Source organism: Candidatus Peribacteraceae bacterium, from assembly GCA_041661065.1.
Classification (GTDB): domain Bacteria; phylum Patescibacteriota; class Gracilibacteria; order Peribacterales; family Peribacteraceae; genus CAIKAD01.
This window is the reverse complement of the sequence record JBAZVD010000001.1, coordinates 438839-461705: the sequence shown is the minus strand read 5'-3', so window position 1 is coordinate 461705 and position 22867 is coordinate 438839. Positions and strand designations below refer to the sequence as shown.

The following is a 22867-nucleotide window of genomic DNA, read 5'->3' as shown; positions in this document are numbered from 1 at the left end:
AAAAGGGGAACGCAAATAGAGTCCCCGCATCGGCGTGCGCCGCGCAGGGATACAGAGTCCCCTCTACTGACGCATGACGACCGTCATGATGGGCCACAGGATTCCGCGTTCCACCACGGGTTGCACGAACGGCCGCGGACCGGTGATGAGCAGTGCCTGGGTAATGAGCGTGTCGATGAAGCCCGTGGTGTCCGGTTCGGGGACACTCAAGGGTGCGAGGAATGATGCCCTCCCGTCCTGCGCCCCACCCCTCACACATTGTCCTTCCGTACAATCCGGCTCGTCCGATTCCATCGCGTTCTCCCCGGCATCGGGTTCCAAACAAACGTTCTCCGTACAGCTGTCAGTAGATCGCACGGCATGATGCACTTGCGCCGCGTGCTCCATCATGGGGGGGGAGCCCGTTGCAGGACCGGCCGCAAAGCTGGCGTCCATCAGACAGACGTTGCCCAGCAACACGGAGAGGCCGAAGAGGGAGACGAGGGCTTTCTTCATGTGAGCGCACAGTATACGAATCTTCCGATCCTTGTTCAATTCTTTAACGGATTAACCCTCCGCCTGCAGGAAGGGTGAGGGAGGTGCATATTCCCTTGCTCCGGCCTGCTGTTTTCCCTAGACTCATTCGGCATTTCTCCTTCTTTTACCATGTACGCAATCGTAGACATCGCCGGGTTCCAGGAAAAAGTGGAGAAGGGTATGAAACTCAAGGTGCCTCTGCTGAAGGGCGACACGGGTGCCTCTGTCACGTTCGAGAAGGTCCTTCTCATAGCCGATGGCGACGCCATTACGCTGGGAACGCCCTTCGTGGAAGGCGCAACGATCGGCGCGAAGATCCTGAGTGTCGGGAAGGGAGAGAAAGTCCGCGTGCAGAAGGCGCACCGCCGCAAGCGCTACCGCCGTGTGTATGGCCACAGGCAGGATTTTACGGAGATTGAGGTAACGGTGATCACGACGAAATAATGTGAAATTGGAAATGCAAAATGTTAAATGATGCGGGTATCACTTGTCACCGTTTTTTTCATTTTGCATTTCACATTTCTCATTTTGCATTCCCCTGTGCGATAGTGCTCTCCCTCAACTTTCGTATCTCCATCAGCGTCATCCCCATGTTCTGCATGCACGCAATGGTTTCCCCGAGCCTCTCGCCCGAACGCATCAGGTGGTTGAGGTAGCTCTTCTTGTATGTGCGGGAGAAGGGGGAAGGGGAGTGGGGATCGATGGGGGAATGGTCGTGCACGAATTTGTTGTTGAGGATACGGATCGTCGAGCCGTCAGAAAGGTAGATGGTGCCGTGCCGCGCTTCGCGCATGGGCAGTACGGAATCGAACATATCGATCCCTTTGGAAACCGCCGTCACCATTTGGCTGATCCTCCCCACGCCCATCAGGTACCGCGGCTTGTCCTTGGGGAGCAGGGGGCACACGTCATCGAGGACGCCGAACATTTCGTCCTCCTCCTCACCAACGGCCAGCCCACCGATGGCGTACCCGTCGAAGCCGATGGCGATGAGCTCTTCCGCGCATTTTTTGCGAAGGTCACGGTGCAGGCCTCCTTGGACAATGGCGAAGAGTAATGGGGTGGATGCAGAGGATTCAGAGGAATCAGAAGAGTCAGAGGAATGGCAGCTATTCTCTTCGGAAACAGAACGGTGATTGTTCCTCTGCTTCTTCTGCATCTTCTGCATCTTCTGATTCCTCCACCGCTCATGAACACGTTTACACTCAGCCGCCCACTTGATCGTCCGCTCAACCGCCGCTTCGATCTCCGCACGGGGCGCTTTGGACGGCGGACACTGGTCGAAACACATGATGATGTCCGAACCCAGCCTGTGCTGGATCTCCATCGCTTCTTCGGGGCCGAGGAAGAGGGGGGCGCCGTCGAGGTGCGATTGAAAGGAAACACCTTCATCCGTCACCTTCCGCAATGCCTCAAGGGAGAAGACCTGGAAGCCTCCCGAATCCGTGAGGATCGGCTTCTCCCAATTGATGAACGCATGGAGCCCTCCGGCATCTGCCACAACGTCCTCCCCGGGGCGGATGTGAAGGTGGTACGTGTTGCAGAGGAGAACCTCCGCCCCCAGCGCAAGCAGGTCCTCATGCGTCAATCCCTTCATGGCCCCCGCCGTCCCCACCGGCATGAAGAACGGCGTTTCCAGCACACCATGCGCCGTTATCAACCTGCCGCGCCTCCCTTCGGCGTTCGCCGTAACCAACGTGAACATGGCCGTATCGTATCATGTTCATTCCGTATCGATGTACCGAAACAATTCGATATCAATCACCGGCGTAAATCCTTCGGCATCCATCGTTCCCGATGCGCCGTCCTTCATCGCATATCTGCATAACTTCGCACGCACACGCTGTTGCTGCTGGCTGATCGGTCTTGTGAGGATCGTCTGCACGAGTCTGTACGCCTCGTGGACTCTCATCGGCATGATCCTCCGCTCCTGTGCATCCGTCAGGATCTTCTTATCCTTGTCGCAGGTTCCGTCGTTCCGGTAATGGTCACACTTCTCCCCGTCCTGCGCGCAGAACGCGCGGATGTCCGCCTTCGTAATGGAATGTTCGTTCGTAAACATGGGAGAGCGAATGATGAAGAGTAGGTCTGGGATACTTCCGTATGATCTTCCGTATGCCGTACGACTGTCATTGTACCTCTCATGAAACATGAAACCATGGTTACCCTGCATCCGCGGCATCTGCTTGATCGGCGCAAAATCCGCACTCGGAAAGACTGCCTCTTACACCGTTGACGATTGAGAAGATGCAAATGCCATTGTCGACACTCCTCTGCTGGAGAGTCCAACCCAAATGAATGGCCGTACGATTACGATCGACATGTTCGACGAACAGGCTTGTCTGGGCCTCACCCAGACTCTTCGTGAACGCTTTTCGCATTGCTGCGAGAAGATCTTCCAATTTCATCAATTCCTGAAAGAGCTGTCCCGTCCTTTTTTCCGCCCTCTTGAACCTGTCCACCGTGCATGTCCCGTCTGCTTTCACTCTATCGCATCGTGATCCGGGACGGTCACAGAATTTTTGAATATCCTCCGGAGAGGGCGGATGTCCGTACATGCATGATCAATACGACCGAATGCATCTCCTGTCAATGCGTCAGTGCACTCATTTCTGGGTGATTTTCGCAATGATCTTGTCAATCAACCCGTACTCCAAAGCCTCCTGCGCGCTCATGAACTTGTCGCGCTCGGTATCCACTTTCACCTGCTCGATCTTCTTCCCCGAGTGCTGCGCAATGAGGTCATTGAGGAGGTTCTTCGTGTTGATGATGTGTTCGGCGTGGATGGCGATGTCCGTCGCCTGCCCTTCCGTGCCCCCGAGCGGTTGGTGGATCATGATCTCCGCATGCGGGAGCGCGAAGCGCTTTCCCTTGGAGCCGCCCATGAGGATCACGGCGCCGCCGGACGCGGCCATGCCGAGACAGACCGTGGAAATATCCGGCTGCACGTACTGCATGGTGTCGTACATGGCGAGGGTGGAGGTGACCTGCCCGCCCGGGGAATTGACGTAGAGGATGATGTCCTTCTTGGGATCCTGCTTCTCCAGGAAGAGGAGCTGCGCGATGATGGCGTTGGCCACATCGTCGTTGATGGGCGTTCCGAGGAACACCACGCGGTCCTCCAGAAGGCGCGAGTAGATGTCGTACACGCGCTCGCCGAACTGCGTCTTCTCTATGACCGTAGGGACAATGAAGTTTTCAAGGGAATAACCTGACCTGGCGAGTTTCGAAGCGACAAACTGGATTTGGGGATGCATGGGGCGGGAATGAAGAATTAAGAATAGAGAATTATGAATGATGGAAAAGCGAAAACCTTCAGGAATATGATACTACTTTTAGGCTTCAGGGCATAGTGTTCATCGCCTTTTGAATGTGGTCTAATGGAGGTGATGTCATCTTTGATTGACCTTCACGTCCGCGCAGAAACCCTGCGGCACTTGAGCCTCTCGGAACGGCCACTGATCGTCATTCTCGGCCCTACGGCCGGGAACAAGACGTCGTTCGCGGTGGATCTTGCGCAGGTGATTACGACAGCGCCGGCTTTTGAAAAAGGGGAGTGGAAAGGGGCGGAAATCATCAACGCCGATTCGCGGCAATTGTACAAGCACCTGGATATCGGGACGGCGAAGACGATGGCGGAAGAGATGCAAGGCATCCCGCACCACTTGATAGATGTTCTGGACCCGAAGGATCAACTCACCGCCGCGTGGTACAAGGCGCGCGCGCAAAAGACCATCGCGGAGATTGTGGGGAGGAAGAACGTTCCGCTCCTCGTGGGCGGCTCCATGTTGTACATCAGCGCCGTGGTGGATGACCTGCAGTTCGTTGCACCCGCGGCTCCCTCCATTCGACGTGCCAGGGAAGAAGAGTACGAACGCGACAATGGCGCATCTCTCTACAAGAGAATCGAAGAGGAGGATCCCGCCACGGCAAAGTCCTTCCACCGCCGCAACAAGCCGTACGTGATCCGCGCGGCGGAACTGTTGGCCTCGGGGAAGAAGCCGTCCGCCGTGAAGAAGAAGGGGATGTCTCCGTACAATCTTCTCATGTACGGGATGGAATGGGACCGCGACGCACTCAACGCGCGCATCAGGGCACGGACGAAACTGATGCTGGAACGCGGGTGGATTGAGGAAGTGGAAGGGCTCCTGGACCGCGGATGTCTTCCCGCCGACCCCGGGATGAAGAGCGAAGGCTACCGTGAGATCATGGCGTACTTGCGGGGGGAGATGGAGAAGGACGAGCTGGAAGAACTGATCGTGACGCGCACGCGCCAGTACGCAAAAAGGCAGATGACGTGGTGGGGGAAGGATCAGAGGATTCGGTGGATTCGTCATTGATGCCTTTTTGCCGTATTTCGTATGAAATAGTACGTATTACGTATGAAAGAAGACGCATCCCATACGGTATACGTGATACGTAATACGTCATACGACTGATTCTAGAATTTCAGTATATCTCCATACTTCTCCTCCAGCCTCGCCTTCATCTGCCACAACTCCTCCACCATCTGCTCCAGCTGCGGGCTTGAATCCGGCGTCTGCTTGGAGAGATAGAAGTCCGCGATGTGGCGAAGCAGAGAGGCGATGTTCACCATCTGGAAATCCACCTGCTCCCGGTCTTCCTGCTTGAGCGTATCGTAGGCGCCGGGGTTGTAGAGCGTGCTGATTTCGAAGACGTTGATCTCGCCCTCGGTGATCATCCGCGAAACAGTCTTCACGAAGTCCGTGTGCTCATCGCCCATGCGTCCGGCAGGAGCTTTTCCCGCTTTCTTCTGCTTGTCTTCCGGGAGGTCCTTATGTTCGTCGTAGAGGGAAGCTAAATCTGCCATAACCCCATTCTACCATTCCCGAACCTCCATTCCGTATCCTTCCTGTTCATTTCTCTCCCTTCCCGTTCCAGACAGTCCAAGCACGCCTGTTCCACTGCAGAAACGCTGAGTTCCATTGAACTGGCTATTTTGTAGCTATGTTGTGCTATATATGGTGTGCCCTATCCTTCGGTCACGGTAAGGCTTCCCTTGAGCGCGCCGTCGCTTTTGTCGCCATAGGACCAAACGCCGGGCAAGGAGAAGGGGAAGCACCACATGCCACCGGGTTGCAGAGCGCCCTCCGGGCTGAACGCAAAGGAGGAAACGGAAGGGTCTGCGGAGGGGAAGTGCTCTTTGGAATCTTTGTTCAGCCAGCAAACACTGGTGTTCTTGGGCACCACGGCCTTCGCGGGGAAGAAGCCGTTCTCCCAGATTTCGATGGTATAGGACTTGGGGGGTCGGTCGCTCGCAGGAGCCGAAGCTTTCTGCGGCAGGCGCAGGAGGATCACGGTTACAACGAGAAGGGTGAATCCGGACACGATCAATGTGGTCCTGGAGGGTGGGTGAATATTCATGGGAATAGTATACGGGAGAGGGGAAGGGTACGCCCGCCCGTTGTATACTCCCATCGTCACATCATGCCGCCACTGCAGCTTTCCACCCCGCTCTCGGCCGTCCTCCGCACCACCAAGGATCACATCAAGGCCTTGGAGGGGATGGGTTTGCTCACAGTGGAAGACCTCCTCCTGTACCTTCCGCGCGCCCATGAGGACCTGAGCCGCATGGAGACCATCACCGGTGCGCCGCTCGACCAAAAGGTGACGATCCGCGGCACGGTGGACCACATCAAGCTGGTGCGTATCCGCGGAGGGAAGCAGATGGTGACGGCGAAGTTCATGGATACGGACGGGACCCTGGCGGACGTCGTATGGTTCAACCAGCCGCACATCAAGCGCATGCTGGAGGAAGGCGCGGACGTGGTGCTCACGGGCAAGCTCGCCATCCGCGGTTCGAAGGTGGTGTTCCAGAGCCCGCAGTTTGAGAAGGAAGGGGCGAAACCGCTCGTGCACAGCGGCCGTCTCGTACCCATCTACCCCCAGCACGATTTTATCAACACCAAGTGGCTGCGGGAGAAGATGATGCTGGTGAAGGACGCCATTGAACGGATTCCGGAGACGCTGCCACCAGACGTGGTACGGGAGGAGAAGCTGGTACCGCGCAAGGAGATGGTTCGTTCCCTTCACTTCCCGCAAACGCCGGAACAAGTGGAACAGGCGATGGAACGTTTTGCATTCGAGCAGATGTACGAGATGCAACGACAGGCACTGGAGAGGAAGAAGGCATGGCAGGGCGCCGTGCAGGACCGCCTGCGCACCCCCATGGACATCGAACTCATCCGGGCGCTCTTCGCCTCGCTCAAGTTTACGCCGACGGCGAGTCAGAAGATCGCCATCTACGAAATCCTGCGGGACATGGAGAAGGACGTGCCCATGTCGCGCCTGCTGGAAGGAGACGTTGGGTCGGGGAAAACGCTCGTGGCCGTCTGCGTGATAGCCAATGCCGTGCGCCACGGCGGCCAATGCGCGCTCATGGTCCCCACCGAAGTGCTGGCGCGCCAGCACGCGGAAGGCATCTCCCGCCTCCTCCTCAACTTCCACTCGTTCCTGCAAACGCAAGCCGCGTACCCCAAGGACCGCTTCCGCCTCCCCACGGTCACGCTCCTCACGGGTTCCACGCCGCGCGCGGAAGCGGATGCGATGAAGAGGGGATTGGCCTCCGGCCTGGTGGACATCGTCATCGGCACGCACGCGCTCATCGAGGAGACGGTGCGGTTCAAGGACCTGCGGCTCGTGATCGTGGATGAGCAGCACCGCTTCGGCGTGGTGCAGCGCGAGCGACTGCGGGAGAAGGGGAGCCCGCACTTCCTCTCCATGACCGCCACGCCCATTCCCCGCACGCTCGCCCTCACGGCCTACGGTGACCACGACCTTTCCGTGCTTCTGGAGAAGCCGGGACGCCGCCAGCCGATCCATACCAAGGTGGTGGCGCCGAGCGACCGCCACGTGATAGAGAAGTTCATCGACCACGAGATCGACGAGGGGAGGCAGGCGTTCGTCATCTGCCCCCTCATCACCGAGAGCGAGGAGCTGGACGACGTACGCAACGTGGAGCAGGAATCGAAGCGGTTGCGCGAGGCCTTCCCCCGCCGACGCATCAGCATGCTCCACGGCAAGCTGTCGCCGCAGGAGAAACAGTCGATCATGAAGGACTTCCGGGACAAGAAATCCGACATCCTCGTTTCCACGTCCGTCATCGAAGTGGGGATCGACGTCCCCAACGCCACCATCATCCTCATCGAAGGCGCGGAACGCTTCGGCCTTTCGCAGCTGCACCAGTTGCGGGGGCGCGTGGGGCGCGGCGATCACAAGAGCCACTGCTTCCTGTTCACCACGCAACAGACGCAGGCGCACTCCCCCCGCCTGAAGGCGATGGAGAAGTACGACTCCGGCTTCATGCTGGCGGAGATGGACCTGCGTCTCCGCGGCCCCGGCGAGATCTTCGGCACGCGCCAGAGCGGCATCCCGGAATCCTTCCTGCAGAACCTCCTCAAACCGGAACTGATCGCCCGCGCCCGCCGCGCGGTGGAGAAGGCCTTGTTCGAGTCGGAACAGCCGCCGGTTCGTCCCGCCCTTTAAAGAAGTATGAATGTAGAATCAAGAATTAAGAATCATGATTCATGAGAACGTGTTTTCCTGATTCTTAACTCATAATTCTTGATTCTCATCCGGTCTAAGTTGACTTCACCCGCGGCGTCCCTACCATACCCGCGTGCTAGTCATCTTCCTCCTCGCAGTCATGGCTATGGCAATGATGATGCGCCCCTCCTGCGAGGCGGCCGTGAGTCAGTGCTAACTCTCCCGCTCACGGAACCCACCCTCGCAGAGACGCGGTGTTTTCTTTCTTATCCCTTTTCTCCCCTCCTTTATGGTCAATTTGCTTCCCGTTCAAGTCGATGCCGACTCGGAATCGTATGTCTTGGTGAACCAGCAGGAAATTCCCCGCGGTGTTTCCCTCAAGGTGAGACCGGACGGCCTCTATGCCGCGGAAGGCGATCGGCAAGCCATCGCTGAGCTTCTCCAGGACCGGACAACGATCACGTCGGCGGCAGTTCGGCGCAACGCTCCTGAAGCGTTTGCATCATGATCCGGGTACGGGTTTCAAACCCCCGCTGTACGGGCTCTCCTCGGCGGGGGTTTTCCTCTTGAATAATCACCTTTCATCCCTAAATCCCCGCTGGTACACTATTTTGGCCGTTTTCCCCATTCCCCATGGCGGACCAGACGAACCCTCCCCAGCCACCCCCCCCTCCCCGTCCCGGTGATTCCGTACCGGAAGGCGGGCTGGACCCCACCCAAGTGTTCTCCGCCCCTCCCGGACCGCCGGCACCTCCGGCCGGAGCTGCCGCCGTACAACCGCAAGGGCAAGGTTCCACCCCCCTTCCGCCTCCGCCCAAGGACACGAGCCCTCCACCCCCCCCTCCCGGCGTCCAAGCGACGAAGGAGATGGGATACGACGATGAGGACCTCAAGATCCTCGCGCAGGTGGGGAACTACCGCTTCGGCAGCGTCGCTACCGGCCTCACGAACGAGGGGGTCATTGTCCCCGCGCATGCGGAAACGAACTTCGACGAACAGAAGTTTCTCACGCTGCTCCGGGGAAGCATCTCCCTGACACGGGACGAGAAGTGGCGCATCATCCAAGCCATCCCCAAGTTGAGCCAGTTCCAGATCGACGAACTGCAGAAGATCCTTTCCGAGGAGAAGCAGAAGTTTTCCGAGCTCAGCCCCAAGCACCTCCTCCAGCTCATGAAACTGGAGCAGAAGCACACGGAAGATTGGAAGGACCTGATCTCCATCATGAAACAGAAGGACGTAAAAAAGGAGGAGGAGTCCCAGGTGGATGACATTCGGAAGCAATTAGGTCTGTGATCTGTCACTGACGCACCTTCACAGCCGCTCTACATTTACAAGCGCTGCTTGTGCCTCCAGCAAGACCGGATTGATCCTGCAGGGCAGAAGCTGGCTGACGTTTTGTGCCGCTGCTGCTATTCCAAAGCGAATTGACTCGATCAACGAGTGTCCTTCAGTAGCACCCCATGCGATGGTTGCTGCCAAAGCATCGCCGGAACCAATGGGATTCATCATATTGGCAACGGGTAGCGTCGAGAGACGGTACACACCTGTTAACGAACTTACCAAGACCGGATGAGACCCGTGCGTGACTACAACCCATTGTGCCCCACGTTCATTGAGCATTCGCATCGCTGCAAGTACATCATTTTCACTGTTCAAGTGATGACCGACGGTCATACCCAACTCATCGCGATTCGGTTTAACAACAAATGGCTTGGAGCCGAGAGCTTCGAGAAGCTCAGGCCCCCTACAATCCAAGACCAGGGGGCATCGAGTGTTCATAGCCAGATCACGATAGAATGTCTTGGTTGTTCCCTCCGGAAGAGAACCTGACAGAACAATGATTTTCGCTTTCTGCGCTTCTTCGAAATAGGCAGATCGAAATGCCTCGACTTCAAACGGTAATAATGGATAGGCATTCTCAACCACCTCTGTGGTCACTCCGGATTTACGATCCAAAATGGTCGTACAGACGCGAGTAGGGGATTTCGTCGGAATAAGACGATGAGGAACCTCAAGTACATCCAGTTCCTTCTGTATGGCATTTGCCGCCACTCCTCCAATCGGAGCAAGCAGCAGAACAGAGCCGCCTAAATGTTGTATGGCTATGCCAACATTGCACACCTTTGCTGAAGCGCACCAAAGAACCTGCTGAGCGCGGTTTACCTCGCCTGGCTGAAAATCATCCAAGACACAGATCTGCTGCCATGAGGGGGTAAGTCCAGCTGCAAGAATCATAAAAAGAAGCGCTTCATGTCATCTTATATTCATCGAAAATAACAGGATACCTATCAACCCCAATAAGGTCAGAAGGATACCAAAGAGGTTCTTTCCGCGCACCGCACGATGCAGAGACGTGAGCAGGAGAAAGAGGAAAAGGACCGCGGAGATCTGCGCCACGAGCGCGGAGCCGATGAAATCATCCAAGAGCGACAGACGGAAGGGGAGGGGACGCGTCACTTGGTACCCCGCGAGCGCGTAGATCATAAAGTACCAGGCCAACAGCCACCCCGCGTACAAGCGCAAGGTGTCCAGCAGGGGCGCGTATCGCACGGCGGAAGACGTCGGCGCCTCCGTGAGGATTTCCTGCAACCGCTCCGGGCCTTTATCATCCTTCTCATCCTGCGTCACGAGCCAGGATGCTTTCTTCGCCCCTTCCTTCGCGCCGGAAGGGGGAACGGGGGGGACGGCTGTGGCATCTCCATCACTGCCCATACAAGCGAGGAGAAAGAATTATTCCGTGGGAACTTCGTACGTCGTAAGGTTCTCGGTGATGTATCGGACGGATGAGCGCAGCGACGACGGCGCGGTGATCCGGAAGTGCCGGCCGTTCGTCCAGGCGCGGTACCCCACGACGCCGCCATCAGCGTCCTGCACGGCGCCGTCCGTACCTCCGGACGGCAGGGGGCCGCTCTCAAAGTCCAGCGCTATGACACCTTCCCCCATATTCTCGATCTCCTGCGTGCTCAGCTCCACGTGCCAGAGCGACGCATCCGTAGCCCCGAAGGATTTGTACCACCAGTTCTTGTACACCGGGATGCAGAAGCCGATGTGCGTGGAGCAATATTTCTGTGTCCACAAGCCCGCGTCCGTTCCCGCTTTCGCCATCGTCTTCTCCTGGTCCGAAAGGGAAGAGGCGGAAGAGGCGCTGCTCTGTTGGACGGCGACCGACGCCGCGCTGCTCGAAACGACGCTGCGGACGGAAGACGATGCAGGTATGGGTTCGGATGATACTTGCGAAGAAGATTCTTGGGAGGAAGAGCTCTCGCTTTCCGACGATGAGGATGAGGCATCCGAGAGGATGGTCTCCATGTAGGAGACGCGCATCATGTCCGCATCGCCTTCCACCGTTGACCGCACCACACCTTTCGCGCGCACTTCCTGATCCACATACTCATCCAGGTCCACCGTGTCGCTGCGCAGGTAGAGGTAGAGCCCCTCTCCCAGCGCGAGCCGGTGCGTGGCTTCCTCGAGGGAAGATCCCGCGGGAAGCGCCTGGACCGTCCCCTGGTACGTCACTTCCTCCGCCGGCATGAGTTCCAACACCTCCTCCGAAGAAGAGGCACCGTCTCCCTCCGGGAAAACGGACGATTGGAAGGGGGACTGGCAGGCTGTGAGGAGCAAGGTGAGGGTGAGCAGTCCGGTTGCGGCGGCAGTGGAGCGTCTCATAGTAATAGGGAGGGAAGGTTACTGTGCCAATACGGTATCGATAGCTGTCTTGAACGCATCGATCGGCTGCGCGCCCACGATGACGCTGGTCTTTTTGGTGCGGTTATCCAAGAGGATGTTCCCCGGCGTCCCGTTGATTCCTGCCAATGTTCCCGCCTGCATCTCGTCCTTCACGTCCTGCGCGTACTTCCCCTGTTCGATGCAATCGCGCATCTGCCCTTCATTCGCGCCGAGCTTGACACCCAGAGCCACGAGCTCATCCTTGGTCGCGGGTGCCGCCGTCGCCGCAGGATCGTACATTGCGTCTGTGAACGACCAGAAGGCGCTGTTCCCGGCAAGCTCCGCAACGCATTCCGACGCTTCCGCCTTTATTTGCGCCGTGGGATGGAAACTGAGGGGGAAGTGGCGGTACACCACGTTCACTTTCTCCCCGTACGCGTCCGTTATCTGCGCGAGCGTGGGATGGTGGCGCTTGGAATAGGGACAATCGAAATCCGAGTAGACGATGAGGCTGAGGGGCGCATTGGCATCGCCTCTGATGTGGTCCTTTGTCCCATCCACCGAAGGTGGCGGCTGGACGGGAGGAGCCACTTGTTCCGTCGGGTTTGGGACAGAGGGGTTCTCTGCAACCTGCGGTGCTTTCACGCCGGTAAATTGCGCTCCCATGTAACCGACGATGACGCCCAGGAGGCCGAGGGAGACGGAGAACCAGATGTTCTGCTGCCAGGAATGGGTGGAGGATGTGTTCATGGAAAATGTAGAAAAGGACGCAAAAGAAAGCGCATGCCGATGACCATCATACAAGATCGAACGGGTGTTTCATGGAATCCCATTTGACACTTCAGATGGGCGACAGCCCAATAGCCGATGTGGATATTCCTCACGTATTCCCCCCCTGCAGCTGCGCATACATCTCCTTCACGTACCGCGGGACCGATGAGTACCGGGATAGGATGACATTCGTCTGGAAGAACCCGTCCGCAAACGTGATCTTCTGGAGCCAACCGATCTCGTTGCTCCGGAGGGCCTTGCCGTTCACCTGCTGGAATGCGGCGCTGGACGTGGATTGGAAGAACGGACCCTCCAAAGCGACCATGCGGCCATCGGATTGCCCGTAGAGATTCACGTATGCATCGAAACCGCGGGAGTACGCCTGCAGCAGAAGGTAATGGCCGGTGTTGTTGATGAAGGTGAGGTCCTGCTGCTTGGGATAGATCGTCGCATCGATACCTACGCCGAACTTCATGTAGTAGGTGACGAACAGGCTGTGGTTCGCCCTCTGCATGATGGGGAGCCCCCAGTTGAGCGCGGCACGGTACACGGTAGTCGCCACTTGGCAAATCCCCCCGCCAGGCTGCGACACCAGGTCTTTGCCGTTCACGATGACCAACGCGTCCTGCCAGCCGCCGGGGACCTTCATGTCATTCACCGCTTTGTTGAAGGAGAACTCTTCACCGGGAGGCACGATGATATTGTCGATGAGTTCCGAGAGCCCTTTGCGCACGTTGGAGATGCGGCCGTACCCCGACCCGGCAAAGTCCGAACGGCCCGTCGTGAGGAATTGGAGGGGACCGAGGTCGAATGACGAAGCATTGACGATGCGTCCCGGAACGAAGCTGAGGGGAAGGAGAGCGGACGTTCCGCTCGTTTTCAGGAGAGCGATCAGCGTTTCCGCTGTCGCTTGCGCATCAAGCGCGTACCCCGCTTCCGCATCGCCGTCCACCACCGCGCGGTAGACGCCGTTCTCGAGTTTCACGTCCGTGAGCATGCTGTTCTTGGGCGTCGTGATGCCGGGCGGCGGGGTGAGGGTGAGGTAAGCGGCAATCTGTTCCTTGCTCAACGCAAAGCCGAATGTCCCCTCCGTCGCCTGCGCCTTCACCCATGACGGGTACCCGCCCACGGAAACGGTCCACGGCGGCACCTCATCTCCTTCCGTGTTCTGCCATTGTACCGTCACCGACTTCTTGAGCAGCGCAGCCCGTTCCCGCACCGCCTCTTGCAGCGCATCGAGATCATACGTCCTCCCGAACGCTTTCCGCAGCCTCTTCTGCAACCGGTACACCCTGCCTTCGTATGCAAGCGACGTGCCGGAATCCCCAGCCGCACCATGCGATGCATACTTCAGTGAGGACGATGGAAAGACGGCCGCGGTTGGGGAAAGGATGCCCTGCGTCCCGTACCAGGAGAGCAGTGTGATGGAGAAGACGCCAAAGAGGACGGAATGTGTACTTTTCCGCAGGAAGAAGCGTAGATATTTGTTTTTCTTCTTCGTCATTTAACATGTATTATACTAATTTGTGTTGATTTTGTCAACTACCCTTTTCCTGGCATGCCCCTTCCACAATGCGTACCGAAGCGGGGATCCGCAGCACTATACGGTGCTCATCCGCGGCATTCTCTCCCAGTTCCACCGTCCCGTCCGCAATGAATTCCCCCGTCACCACTTCCTCCAGTTCCACCGATCCTTTGATGTGGACGGCAAGCGCCTGTGCCATGGACAACATGAGCCCGGGAATGCCCCCGATCACCTTTGACCCCTCCCCCGAGGCGTCCCCGCGCGCATCATCCACGCTCCCCACGGGGAGGAGGAAAGAGGAGCGGAAACGGAACGACACTTCCCCGTTGGCGGAGGCAACGTCGATGAACACCGCCCTCCCGCCCGGTGCGGGTGTTTCCAGGAAGATCGTGAAGATGTCCTTGAGGAGCATGTCCAGGAGGATGCGGTCCGCCGTGAAGTGGTAGTGCGGCGCGTGGATGTGCCACGTGACGTCGGCCGGGGGATTGAGCGCCGTCCTCGTCCGGTCGAAGAGGTCCTTGACGCAGAGTTCCTGTACGGCCTTCTCCGCGCCCCTCTCCCCGATCCGCGCGAGGAGGAGCATGGATTCGAGTGCCGTGGTGAGCTTCTTCGTGTTCAGGTAGATGTGGTCGACCAAGTACCGCTGTTCTTTGGAAAGCACGCCGGTGCTCTCCTTCCTCAAGCGACCACACGCCCAGCGGATGGCCGTGAGGGGACTGCGCAGCCCGTGGCTCTCCAGAAAAAGAACCTTCATGATTTCCCCTGCCTGGTTTCGGAGCGCGCGGTTCTTCATAGGATGACCGTTCAGAGGTATTTCTGGATCTTCACCCACAGGTCCTCCTCATCCATGTCGCTTTTGATGAAGTAATCTCGCGCGCCCAACTTCATGCACTTTTCGTGGTCGAGGTAGTCGCTCAGGTTGGAGAGGATGACAACGGGGAACTTCATTTCCTTTTCCCGTATGTGGCTCAACACCGCGTAGCCGTCTCTCTTCGGCATGAGGAGGTCCAAGAGAACAAGTCGGGGAACAACGTGGTCAATGGCATCAATGGCCTCCTCGCCGTTCGCCGCTTCCTGCACCTCCACACCGTGCTCTTCCAAACTCAAGCGGATGGTTTCTCGAAGGAACGGGTCATCTTCCACGAGCAGTATGGACGACATACGGTAGGGGGGATGAGATCAATCCGGGCGCTGCAACGAAACGAAGGAAACAATATACCAATATCCGCTCACGTCCAATCTCTTTCGCACATTTCTTCTGCTTCCTTCGTCAACACAGACGACCCTTCCCCCATGCACCACCATGAAGTACGTCATCCGACTCCTGGCACTGTTCGCCGTGCTCATCCCGGTCATCGGTTGGACTGCGGCGCGCGCGCAAACGCTCTCCGGCAACAGCATCATCTTCGACACGCAGAATGAGGAGAGTTCTCTCTCCTCCTCTGCGGGGAACGCATCCTCGCCTGTGACGCACTTTGGCACCGACGGGAGCCCGTCGTCTTCCATCGCCTCCGAGAGTTTTTCCGCAATCCGGGAGTCATTCCCCGTAGGCGTTTCCCTCCGTCTCCTCGATTTTCCCATCACGAACCAATCCGTGGATATCCCCCTGCAGTCCTACGGTATCAGCGTGGAACGCCAGGACCGCGCCGCAACCGGAGGACCCCGCTCCTTCAGCGTGGTGATGCGCGAGAACCTCGCATCCCCGCGGTTGTTCCTGGCGGCCGCGGCGGGTGACCGCCTCGCCTCCGCCGTCATTTCGGTCCGCACGCAGAACGCCCCGCAGGAACTGCTGCGCTGGACGCTCTCCGGCGTCACGGTGCTCTCGTACGCTTCCGTGAGCGCAACGGGGGAGGCGATCCCTCTCGACACCCTCACGCTCGGTTTCGAGCGCATTACCTTCCAAGTGACGCCGCTCCTGCCCAACGGCGACACCGGACCAGCCATCCAGAGCGGATGGGACGTGAGGCGGCAGAGGCCGCTGTAGGCGCGATGTCACCAACGCGCCCTCTGCGCCAAGCCCAGTGCATATTCCGGGTACCACTGGCCCGCGGACGGCGCGCCGTTGCATGACCCGTCGGATCCGCCGGGACCCTTGACCCAGAGGACGGCATCCACGAGCGCATTGCCCGTGTTGACGGTGGGACGTTGTCCCAGAGCGCGGTCGGGGGGGTTGCACCACTGCCGGTCCGGCGCGGGACCTGCACCGTTGCGTCCCGCATCGTAGACAAAGTGCTTGCCGCCCGTCTTCTGTGAGAGCTCCGTTCCGTACCGCACCGTATCCGCGTCCGTCTCGAAGTTGGAGACGTTGAGGGAGAACCCTTCCGCCATGTCTATGCCCGCCTTCGTAAGGCGGGAAGCCATGTCGTCCGCACTCTTCCATGCCGCATGCCCCGCATCGATGTACACCGCCATGCCGGGTTTGGACTTAAGCGTCTGCACGGTCTCGCGCAGAAGCTGCATGCGCGTCTCGCGGTCCTGCTCGGAGAGGCAATCCATGCCCGCGAGAGCATCCGGCTCCACGAGCACGGCGGCCTTGCGTGAACCGATGCCCTCGGCAAATCCGCGCACCCACGCGCGGTACGCATCACCGCCGTTCGCCCCGCCGGCGGAATACCCGCCGCAGTCGCGCTGGGGGATGTTGTAGAGGACGAAGACGGGCAGCGCGCCCGCATTGATGGCGATATCGGCGAACTTCCGCGCATCACCCGCGATGTCGGGGTTCCAGTTCCCCATCCAGAACGTCTCCGGCTGCTGTGCGATTTTCAGGATGGTTTGTGCGTCTTGGGGACGGGAAGATTTCCATGCTTCTGCCTGCTTGGCAGCGTCATTCTGCGGATTGACGTAGAAACGCGCGCCGGTAAAGACGTTGTGCGGAGATGATGTCACCGCCGGTGCGGAGGACGCCGCGGCGGACGATGCGACCGAGGAGGGCTGTGACAGGGATGATAAAGACGATGAAGCTACGGAAGAGAGAGAAGGATATGGCGTTGCGGAAGCGGAAGGGAGCTTCCGGAACGAAGAGAGCCGCTGGAGGAGGGAAAGTGAAGAGCTGGACGATGCTTGCGATGAAGATGCGCCTGCCCCATCACCCGTGCGTATGTTCACGCTGCGTGTCGCCAGCACGTTCCCAGCAGCGTCCTTGGCGACGAAGGTGATGACGTACGGTCCACTCCCGCGCCAGGTCCATCCGGACAAATCCACCGTCGTCTCCTTGTGCGGGTACCCGTCCAGGGATGTCGGCATGGCATTCAAACGGTCGCCGTCCACCTGCCAGTAGGCAGTGTAGTTCCCGACATCCGCATCCTTGAGCATTACCTTGAACGGCTGGACGCCGTTGATGACCGCTCCATCCGCGGGCCACCATACGTCCAAAGACGGTGATGCGCCGACGGCTTGCGTCACCGGAAGAAGATTCGGCAGGGCGAGTTGCGTGACGATCACCAGGAGCGCCAGTATCGCAACCATGCGAGACCGACAGGTGTGTGCGGTGAATGTGAACGCACGCAGAACCGAACGAAAAGGCAGGGGTTGTTGCCTCATGGCAAGGTGGGGGAAAAAGACAGCCGACCCTAAGGGGATGGGAAGGCCGGGACAAGTGTTCCGGGGAAAGAATTGCGGGTTATCGTTTTTACCGTCTAGTACCACAATGAATGTTCTGCGCTTGCGTAAGGGTCGTTCCCAGGGTTTCGATCCGCAAACCCCCCAATTGACTTCTTCGTCTTTCCGTACGTTCTCCCCCTTGTGCCGGCGAAGAAATTTCCTCCTCATCTTCTGTAAGCGTGCGCGAAGAGGTGCGTCAAGAGAGGCAACGTCGCTTCCCACCCACCCACGCAGATGTCGAGACTCACGCAAGAACCCCCGCGCTCCTTGGACTTACCCCCGCACGGCGTCTCCGCAAACAGACGCGGGAGGACGTTGCAACAGGGGATGAAGAGGAAGGCGGACCACCACGGACATTCCTTCACATTCCTCAGCGTCATCATCCCGGTCTTCAACGAACGGGAGAACCTACCCGCGTTGTTCCGCCGGTTAGAACGCATGTTCTCCCATCTGCCCTACGGCACGGAATGCATCGTGGTGGATGACCGGTCAACGGACGGCAGCGCGGAGTTCCTGCGGCAACGCGCGTGGCCGTTCACGGTCCGCATATTGGAGAAGAAAGGGAAACAGGGGAAGCTGCAGTCACTCCGGGAAGGCATCGCCGCCGCGGAAGGCGGGATCATCGCCATGATCGATGCGGACCTGCAGTACCCGCCGGAGGAGATTCCCGCGCTCGTCAAAGCCATCGGCACGTACGACATCGTCGTTGCGCGACGGACCCACCGTCGGACGAGCTTCCTGCGCTCCTTCTTCAGCAACGCATTCAATGTGGTGTGCGGTCGCCTTCTGCTCTCCCTCAATGTGGACGTGCAATCGGGACTCAAGGTATTCCGGAAGGATGCGCTGAAAGGGGTGGCATTCTCCTCTTCCGCATGGGGCTTCGATTACCAATTCCTGTTTCAATCGCAGAGGTTCGGATGGACCATCGGGGAGAGGCCGATCATCTTCGAAGAACGGTTCCGCGGCACCAGCAACGTGCGCGTCTTCCGGGACGGCTTTGCGCTCGCTTGGGGCGCATTGCGCTTGCGGCTGCGCACGTCCTTCTTTGACGTCTTTCCATTCCTGGCTGCACATCACCCATCCGAGTTCTTCCCCGGCGGGTTTGATAACACGACGGACTTCCTCTTCTTGCCGGAGATCTTCAGCGTGAAGAAGCAACTGCGATGGGAGACCGTCTCCTTGGCGGCGGTGTGCATGGCGGCGGCAGCCGGCATCCTGGCGCTCGGGAGCATTCTCTTGAGCACCAATCCCCTCATACTCGTTTCCGGGATCATCTCCTCCTTCTACCTCGGCCTCATTCTCTTCAAGCTCTGGGTGCTGCGCCACGCAATGAGCCACCCGCCCCTGCGCGTGAGCGGTGACGACGTGAGGGATCTGAACGATGAAGACCTGCCTCATTACACCATCCTCATCCCCCTGTATAAGGAAGCGGATGTGGTTCCTCAGATCCTCCAGGCGATGACGGCCATTGATTACCCGCCGGACAAGCTCGATATCATGATCACGCTGGAGGAGTACGACGAAGAGACGCGGACGGCGATCGAGCGCGCGGGTTTCCCGCCGCATTTCCGCATCGTCACCCTCCCCGATGTCGCCCCCAAAACGAAACCGAAAGCACTGAACGTGGCGTTCCGGGAAGCGAAGGGCGAATACATCGTTATCTACGACGCGGAGATCATCCCGGACCCCGACCAATTGAAGAAAGCGGTGATCGCCTTCCGGACACATGCGGACGTCGCCTGCCTCCAGACGCGCCTGGACCACTACAATGCCTACCAGAACTGGGTCACGAAACTCTTCAACGCGGAGTTCACGTTCCATTACGACCTCTTCCTCCCCGGCTTGCAGCACTTGGGGTTCCCCTTGCCGCTCTCCGGCCACAGCACGCACTTCCGCACAACAGCACTGGAGGAGATCGGGGCTTGGGACCCCTACAACGTCACGGAGGATTGTGATGTGGGCATCCGCCTCTATCGCCGGGGATACCGCAGCGACCTTTTGGATTCCTTCAGCAGCGAGGAAGCGACGAGCAGCGTGCATGCGTGGATGCTTCAGCGCTCCCGCTGGGTGAAGGGGTTCATCCAAACGTCCATGGTCCATCTCCGCCATCCCGTCCGGCTCTGGCACGAGCTCGGCGGCTGGCGCCCGTTCCTCGCGTTCCTCGTCATCGTGCCGGGAAGCGTGCTCGTGAATGCGCTGAACCTGTTCTTCTGGCTCCTGCTCATCGTGTGGGCTTCCACGCATTCCGCCACCATCCAACAGCTGTTCCCGGGACCGGTGCTCTACGTCTCCGTCGCGTCGTTCGTCACGGGCAACTTCCTCTTCACCTATTGCAACCTCCTCGGCGCTTACCGCCGACAGCGTTTCGCTCTGGTGAAGTACAGCCTCCTCTCGCCGCTGTACTGGATCCTCCTCGCCGTCGCCACCGTCCACGGCGCCGTGCAAATGGCGCTGCGTCCGCACCATTGGGAAAAGACGCGTCACGGCAAGCACCTTACCAAGACCAGTTATGCAATCACCCTCCCGCGGCAGGTGGCCGTCCATTGACGATGCGTTCCTCGGTGCCGCCACGCTCGCCTCCACAAGCGTGATTCTGGTGCTCGTGTACGTGTCCCGCCTCACCACGTCCCTCATCGACGAGAACGCCCATTTGAACTTCTCCCGCCTCCTCAGCGACAGCCGCACGCCGGGCATCAGCCAAATCGGTTTCTGGCCGCCGCTCCTCCATCTTCTCCTCGCCCCGTTCACCGCACTGGGCCCCCTGTACACCTCGGGGTTGGCGGGCGCCGTGGTGCTCGTGCCCCTGCTCTTCCTTGCAGCCGTGTTCCTCCACCGGACCTGCTTCCTTCTCACCGGCAAACGCGCCTGGAGCATGGCGGCCGCGTCACTCTTCCTCCTCAACCCGTTCGTCCTCTACTACGCGGTCGTCCCTATGATGGAAGTGCTCTTTCTCGCCACAACCTTCGGGACGGCATACGCCATCACGTATTGGCTGAAGGAACGCACGACCTTCTCGCTCATTTTCACGGGGGCTATGGTTTCCCTTTCGTGCCTCGCGCGGTACGAAGGCCTCATCCTTCTGCCCGTCACGGGCGCCGTCATCCTCTTCACCCTTCTCCGGGAACGCGCGCCGTACGCAAGACTGGAAGCGGTATCCCTCATTTTCGGAATCGTCGCCGTGCTGGGCTTCCTCTTCATCGCCGTATACGGCTGGATCTTCGGCGGATCGCCCCTCGCGTTCATGGGAGGGAGTTGGCTGCGCGACCCCTCCTTCAACGTCCGACCGGCCCATCTCAACCTCATCGCCTCGCTGCGCTACACGCTCCATGCGGCGTACCACATGGGGGGGCAATTCTTCGTCCTCCTCTCCCTCGTGAGCTTCCTGTGGGGAACGGCGCTTTCACTCCGCTACCGTGAAGCCCTGGCGCCGCTCCTGGTGCTCCTGAGCCCCCTCCTCTTCGTCGTCATCACGCAGTTCACGGGCTCCACGATCATCAACGTGCCGGAACTTCCTCCCTACGGCTTCTTCAACAATGACCGGTACGGGCTCACTGTCATCGGCTTTGTTGTCCTCGCACCGCTCCTCCTTCTCCACACCCTCCGGTACGGGAAGGACAACCGCTTTTCGTCCCTCCTCACAGGCGTCCGTTCCGTCGCACTCATCGCCCTATTCGCACTTTCGGGCGCGCAGTTCCAACGAGTGGTCTTCGCCGAACGTTTCGATACCATCCGAAGGGACATCAACAGCCCCAGCCGGGAACAGCGGGAGACGGCGCGGTTCCTGCGGGAGCATTACCGCGGCGGGAACATCCTCATGTCACGGTCGGACAACGACCCCATCATCACGGAAACGGGGATCCCGTTGGACCGTTACATCTACGAAGGGAACTACTTGTACTTTGAGCAGGCCTTGCGTGAACCCTGGAACTTCGCGCAGTGGATCGTGATGCACAACCCCGCTTCCGCCGCCGACCCGTGGGCGGAACAGAACGAACAGGTCTACCAATCCTGGGGCGCCGACGGTGCACTCCCCGCATTTTTCGAACCTGCTTTCGAGAACAACGGCAGGAAGGTGTACCGCCTCAACGAAGAAGCGTTTCGAGCCTTCGTGCAGGAGAGTGGCTTCAATGCGCAAGCGATACCGTCTCTCGACGGTGAAAACGATTGGGACCCCCGGACGATCTACACGGCCATGCGCATGCCCCGGGAAAGCGCCGTCCCTCTGCAGGCGGCCCTCTCCAAGGACAGCATCCCCCCGCACCTCAAAGCTTTGTACGAGAGTCACCTGAAGCCCGCGTACCGCAATGGGTTCTACACGGATGTCCAGGGCACAGGGACGTCGGAATCCCAATCGTATGCGCTGTGGCAATCCTTTTTGATGGATGACCGGGAGACGTTCGACAGGGTGTGGAGGTGGACCAAGCTCAACTTGCAGCGCCCGGACCGTTTGTTCCAGTGGAAGTTCGCCATGCAGGGGGAGATTCTCGTGGTGCTGGATGCCAACTCCGCTACAGACGCGGATACGGACATCGCGTACCTTCTCCTCCGCGCGGGGGAGGAATGGGGGGGTGATGAGTACCTTGCCGATGCTCTCCCCATCATCAACGGCATTTGGGAGAATGAAACCGCAACCACGCAAAAGGGAAGACATCTCACCGCGGGAAATTGGGCGACCACGGGCTCGGACATCACCCTGAACCCTTCGTACTTCTCCCCGCATGCCTACCGGCTCTTCTCAGCCTACGATACGCAGCATGACTGGGAGGAGGTGGTAGCACAGGGATACGAGGACCTGAAAGCCGTCTCTGCGAGGCCCATGGGAACCCTGATGCATGCGTTCCTTCCTCCCGACTGGATCGCCATCGACCGCCGTACGGGCGACTTCCTTCCCTACGGCGGAAAGGAGAACGGCGCTGACTATTCTTACGACGCCTTCCGCACCTTCTTCCGCATTGCACTGGACGGTCTGCTCACCGAAGATGACCGGCCTCGCGTATATCTGCGTCAAGCCACCACCTTCGAACGAGATTGGCCTCTCCGCGGTTCGCCCTGCAGCGTGTATCCCGCATCCGGCACCGGCTGTTTGCTCGACACTGGTTCGCTGGCGGGACCGCTCTCCGTGTGGTCCATCACGCATCCCCGCAGGGCGGAGGATGTGGTGCGCACGTTCTACCTGGAAAAAGGCTCGCCCTACCTCTCTCCCGCAGCCGCATTCTACGAAAAGAGCTGGTACTGGTTCGGGCTGTGGCTCTGGAGCAACGCGCCGGATGCGTGACCGCCACC

General features: G+C 59.1%; 22 protein-coding genes. 8 read left to right on the top strand and 14 right to left on the bottom strand.

The window, feature by feature from the left end; translation table 11 throughout:
- Positions 1 to 63 precede the first annotated feature (63 nt).
- On the bottom strand, positions 64 to 495 hold the full coding sequence (locus tag WC698_02075; protein ID MFA6039030.1) for a hypothetical protein: 432 nt from the start codon (positions 493 to 495) through the stop codon (positions 64 to 66).
- Between the two features lie 150 nt (positions 496 to 645).
- Here WC698_02075 and rplU point away from each other — a divergent pair, with 150 nt between their 5' ends.
- A complete protein-coding gene (gene rplU, locus WC698_02070; protein ID MFA6039029.1) occupies positions 646 to 960 on the top strand; it encodes a 50S ribosomal protein L21 in 315 nt (104 codons plus the stop codon).
- Positions 961 to 1039: 79 nt separating this feature from the next.
- Here rplU and WC698_02065 read toward each other — a convergent pair whose 3' ends face one another.
- From WC698_02065 to WC698_02055, 3 genes are all read right to left on the bottom strand, one after another.
- Complete coding sequence (locus WC698_02065) at positions 1040 to 2221, bottom strand: tRNA guanosine(34) transglycosylase Tgt (protein MFA6039028.1); 1182 nt, start codon at positions 2219 to 2221, stop codon at positions 1040 to 1042.
- 18 nt (positions 2222 to 2239) lie between these two features.
- Positions 2240 to 2578: a hypothetical protein gene (locus tag WC698_02060; GenBank protein ID MFA6039027.1), complete on the bottom strand. Its 339-nt coding sequence runs from the start codon at positions 2576 to 2578 to the stop codon at positions 2240 to 2242.
- 544 nt (positions 2579 to 3122) lie between these two features.
- Positions 3123 to 3773, bottom strand: coding sequence for an ATP-dependent Clp protease proteolytic subunit (locus WC698_02055; protein ID MFA6039026.1), 651 nt, complete (start codon positions 3771 to 3773; stop codon positions 3123 to 3125).
- Between the two features lie 132 nt (positions 3774 to 3905).
- Here WC698_02055 and miaA point away from each other — a divergent pair, with 132 nt between their 5' ends.
- Positions 3906 to 4856 (top strand): tRNA (adenosine(37)-N6)-dimethylallyltransferase MiaA, encoded by a 951-nt coding sequence (gene miaA, locus WC698_02050; protein ID MFA6039025.1) that lies wholly within the window; start codon positions 3906 to 3908, stop codon positions 4854 to 4856.
- A 101-nt stretch (positions 4857 to 4957) separates the two neighbouring features.
- Here the strand turns inward: miaA and WC698_02045 are convergent, their stop codons facing one another.
- Positions 4958 to 5347 (bottom strand): hypothetical protein, encoded by a 390-nt coding sequence (locus tag WC698_02045; protein MFA6039024.1) that lies wholly within the window; start codon positions 5345 to 5347, stop codon positions 4958 to 4960.
- Positions 5348 to 5508: 161 nt separating this feature from the next.
- On the bottom strand, positions 5509 to 5901 hold the full coding sequence (locus WC698_02040) for a hypothetical protein (protein ID MFA6039023.1): 393 nt from the start codon (positions 5899 to 5901) through the stop codon (positions 5509 to 5511).
- Positions 5902 to 5964: 63 nt separating this feature from the next.
- Between WC698_02040 and recG the strand changes: the two genes are divergently transcribed.
- From recG to WC698_02025, 3 genes are all read left to right on the top strand, one after another.
- Positions 5965 to 8022: an ATP-dependent DNA helicase RecG gene (gene recG, locus WC698_02035; GenBank protein MFA6039022.1), complete on the top strand. Its 2058-nt coding sequence runs from the start codon at positions 5965 to 5967 to the stop codon at positions 8020 to 8022.
- A 289-nt stretch (positions 8023 to 8311) separates the two neighbouring features.
- Entirely contained in the window at positions 8312 to 8530 is a 219-nt protein-coding gene (locus tag WC698_02030) for a hypothetical protein (protein ID MFA6039021.1), read from the top strand.
- 125 nt (positions 8531 to 8655) lie between these two features.
- On the top strand, positions 8656 to 9315 hold the full coding sequence (locus WC698_02025) for a hypothetical protein (protein MFA6039020.1): 660 nt from the start codon (positions 8656 to 8658) through the stop codon (positions 9313 to 9315).
- Between the two features lie 18 nt (positions 9316 to 9333).
- Here WC698_02025 and WC698_02020 read toward each other — a convergent pair whose 3' ends face one another.
- From WC698_02020 to WC698_01990, 7 genes are all read right to left on the bottom strand, one after another.
- A complete protein-coding gene (locus tag WC698_02020; protein MFA6039019.1) occupies positions 9334 to 10257 on the bottom strand; it encodes a PfkB family carbohydrate kinase in 924 nt (307 codons plus the stop codon).
- An 18-nt stretch (positions 10258 to 10275) separates the two neighbouring features.
- Entirely contained in the window at positions 10276 to 10734 is a 459-nt protein-coding gene (locus tag WC698_02015) for a hypothetical protein (GenBank protein MFA6039018.1), read from the bottom strand.
- Between the two features lie 18 nt (positions 10735 to 10752).
- Complete coding sequence (locus WC698_02010; protein MFA6039017.1) at positions 10753 to 11688, bottom strand: hypothetical protein; 936 nt, start codon at positions 11686 to 11688, stop codon at positions 10753 to 10755.
- An 18-nt stretch (positions 11689 to 11706) separates the two neighbouring features.
- On the bottom strand, positions 11707 to 12438 hold the full coding sequence (locus tag WC698_02005; GenBank protein ID MFA6039016.1) for a DsbA family protein: 732 nt from the start codon (positions 12436 to 12438) through the stop codon (positions 11707 to 11709).
- Positions 12439 to 12568: 130 nt separating this feature from the next.
- A complete protein-coding gene (locus tag WC698_02000) occupies positions 12569 to 13963 on the bottom strand; it encodes a VanW family protein (GenBank protein ID MFA6039015.1) in 1395 nt (464 codons plus the stop codon).
- A 34-nt stretch (positions 13964 to 13997) separates the two neighbouring features.
- A complete protein-coding gene (locus tag WC698_01995; protein MFA6039014.1) occupies positions 13998 to 14777 on the bottom strand; it encodes a histidine kinase dimerization/phospho-acceptor domain-containing protein in 780 nt (259 codons plus the stop codon).
- An 11-nt stretch (positions 14778 to 14788) separates the two neighbouring features.
- Positions 14789 to 15145, bottom strand: coding sequence for a response regulator (locus WC698_01990; protein ID MFA6039013.1), 357 nt, complete (start codon positions 15143 to 15145; stop codon positions 14789 to 14791).
- Positions 15146 to 15287: 142 nt separating this feature from the next.
- Between WC698_01990 and WC698_01985 the strand changes: the two genes are divergently transcribed.
- A complete protein-coding gene (locus WC698_01985; protein MFA6039012.1) occupies positions 15288 to 15968 on the top strand; it encodes a type VI secretion system tube protein Hcp in 681 nt (226 codons plus the stop codon).
- 8 nt (positions 15969 to 15976) lie between these two features.
- Here the strand turns inward: WC698_01985 and WC698_01980 are convergent, their stop codons facing one another.
- Positions 15977 to 17449, bottom strand: a complete 1473-nt coding sequence (locus WC698_01980) for a glycoside hydrolase family 6 protein (GenBank protein MFA6039011.1) — start codon at positions 17447 to 17449, stop codon at positions 15977 to 15979.
- 369 nt (positions 17450 to 17818) lie between these two features.
- Between WC698_01980 and WC698_01975 the strand changes: the two genes are divergently transcribed.
- Together WC698_01975 and WC698_01970 are read left to right on the top strand one after the other, a co-directional pair.
- Positions 17819 to 20131: a glycosyltransferase gene (locus WC698_01975; GenBank protein ID MFA6039010.1), complete on the top strand. Its 2313-nt coding sequence runs from the start codon at positions 17819 to 17821 to the stop codon at positions 20129 to 20131.
- Positions 20094 to 22859 carry a glycosyl hydrolase family 8 gene (locus WC698_01970; protein MFA6039009.1) on the top strand — a complete coding sequence of 922 codons (2766 nt, stop codon included), beginning with the start codon at positions 20094 to 20096 and terminating at the stop codon, positions 22857 to 22859. Before WC698_01975 ends, WC698_01970 begins: the two co-directional genes overlap by 38 nt.
- Positions 22860 to 22867: the final 8 nt, after the last annotated feature.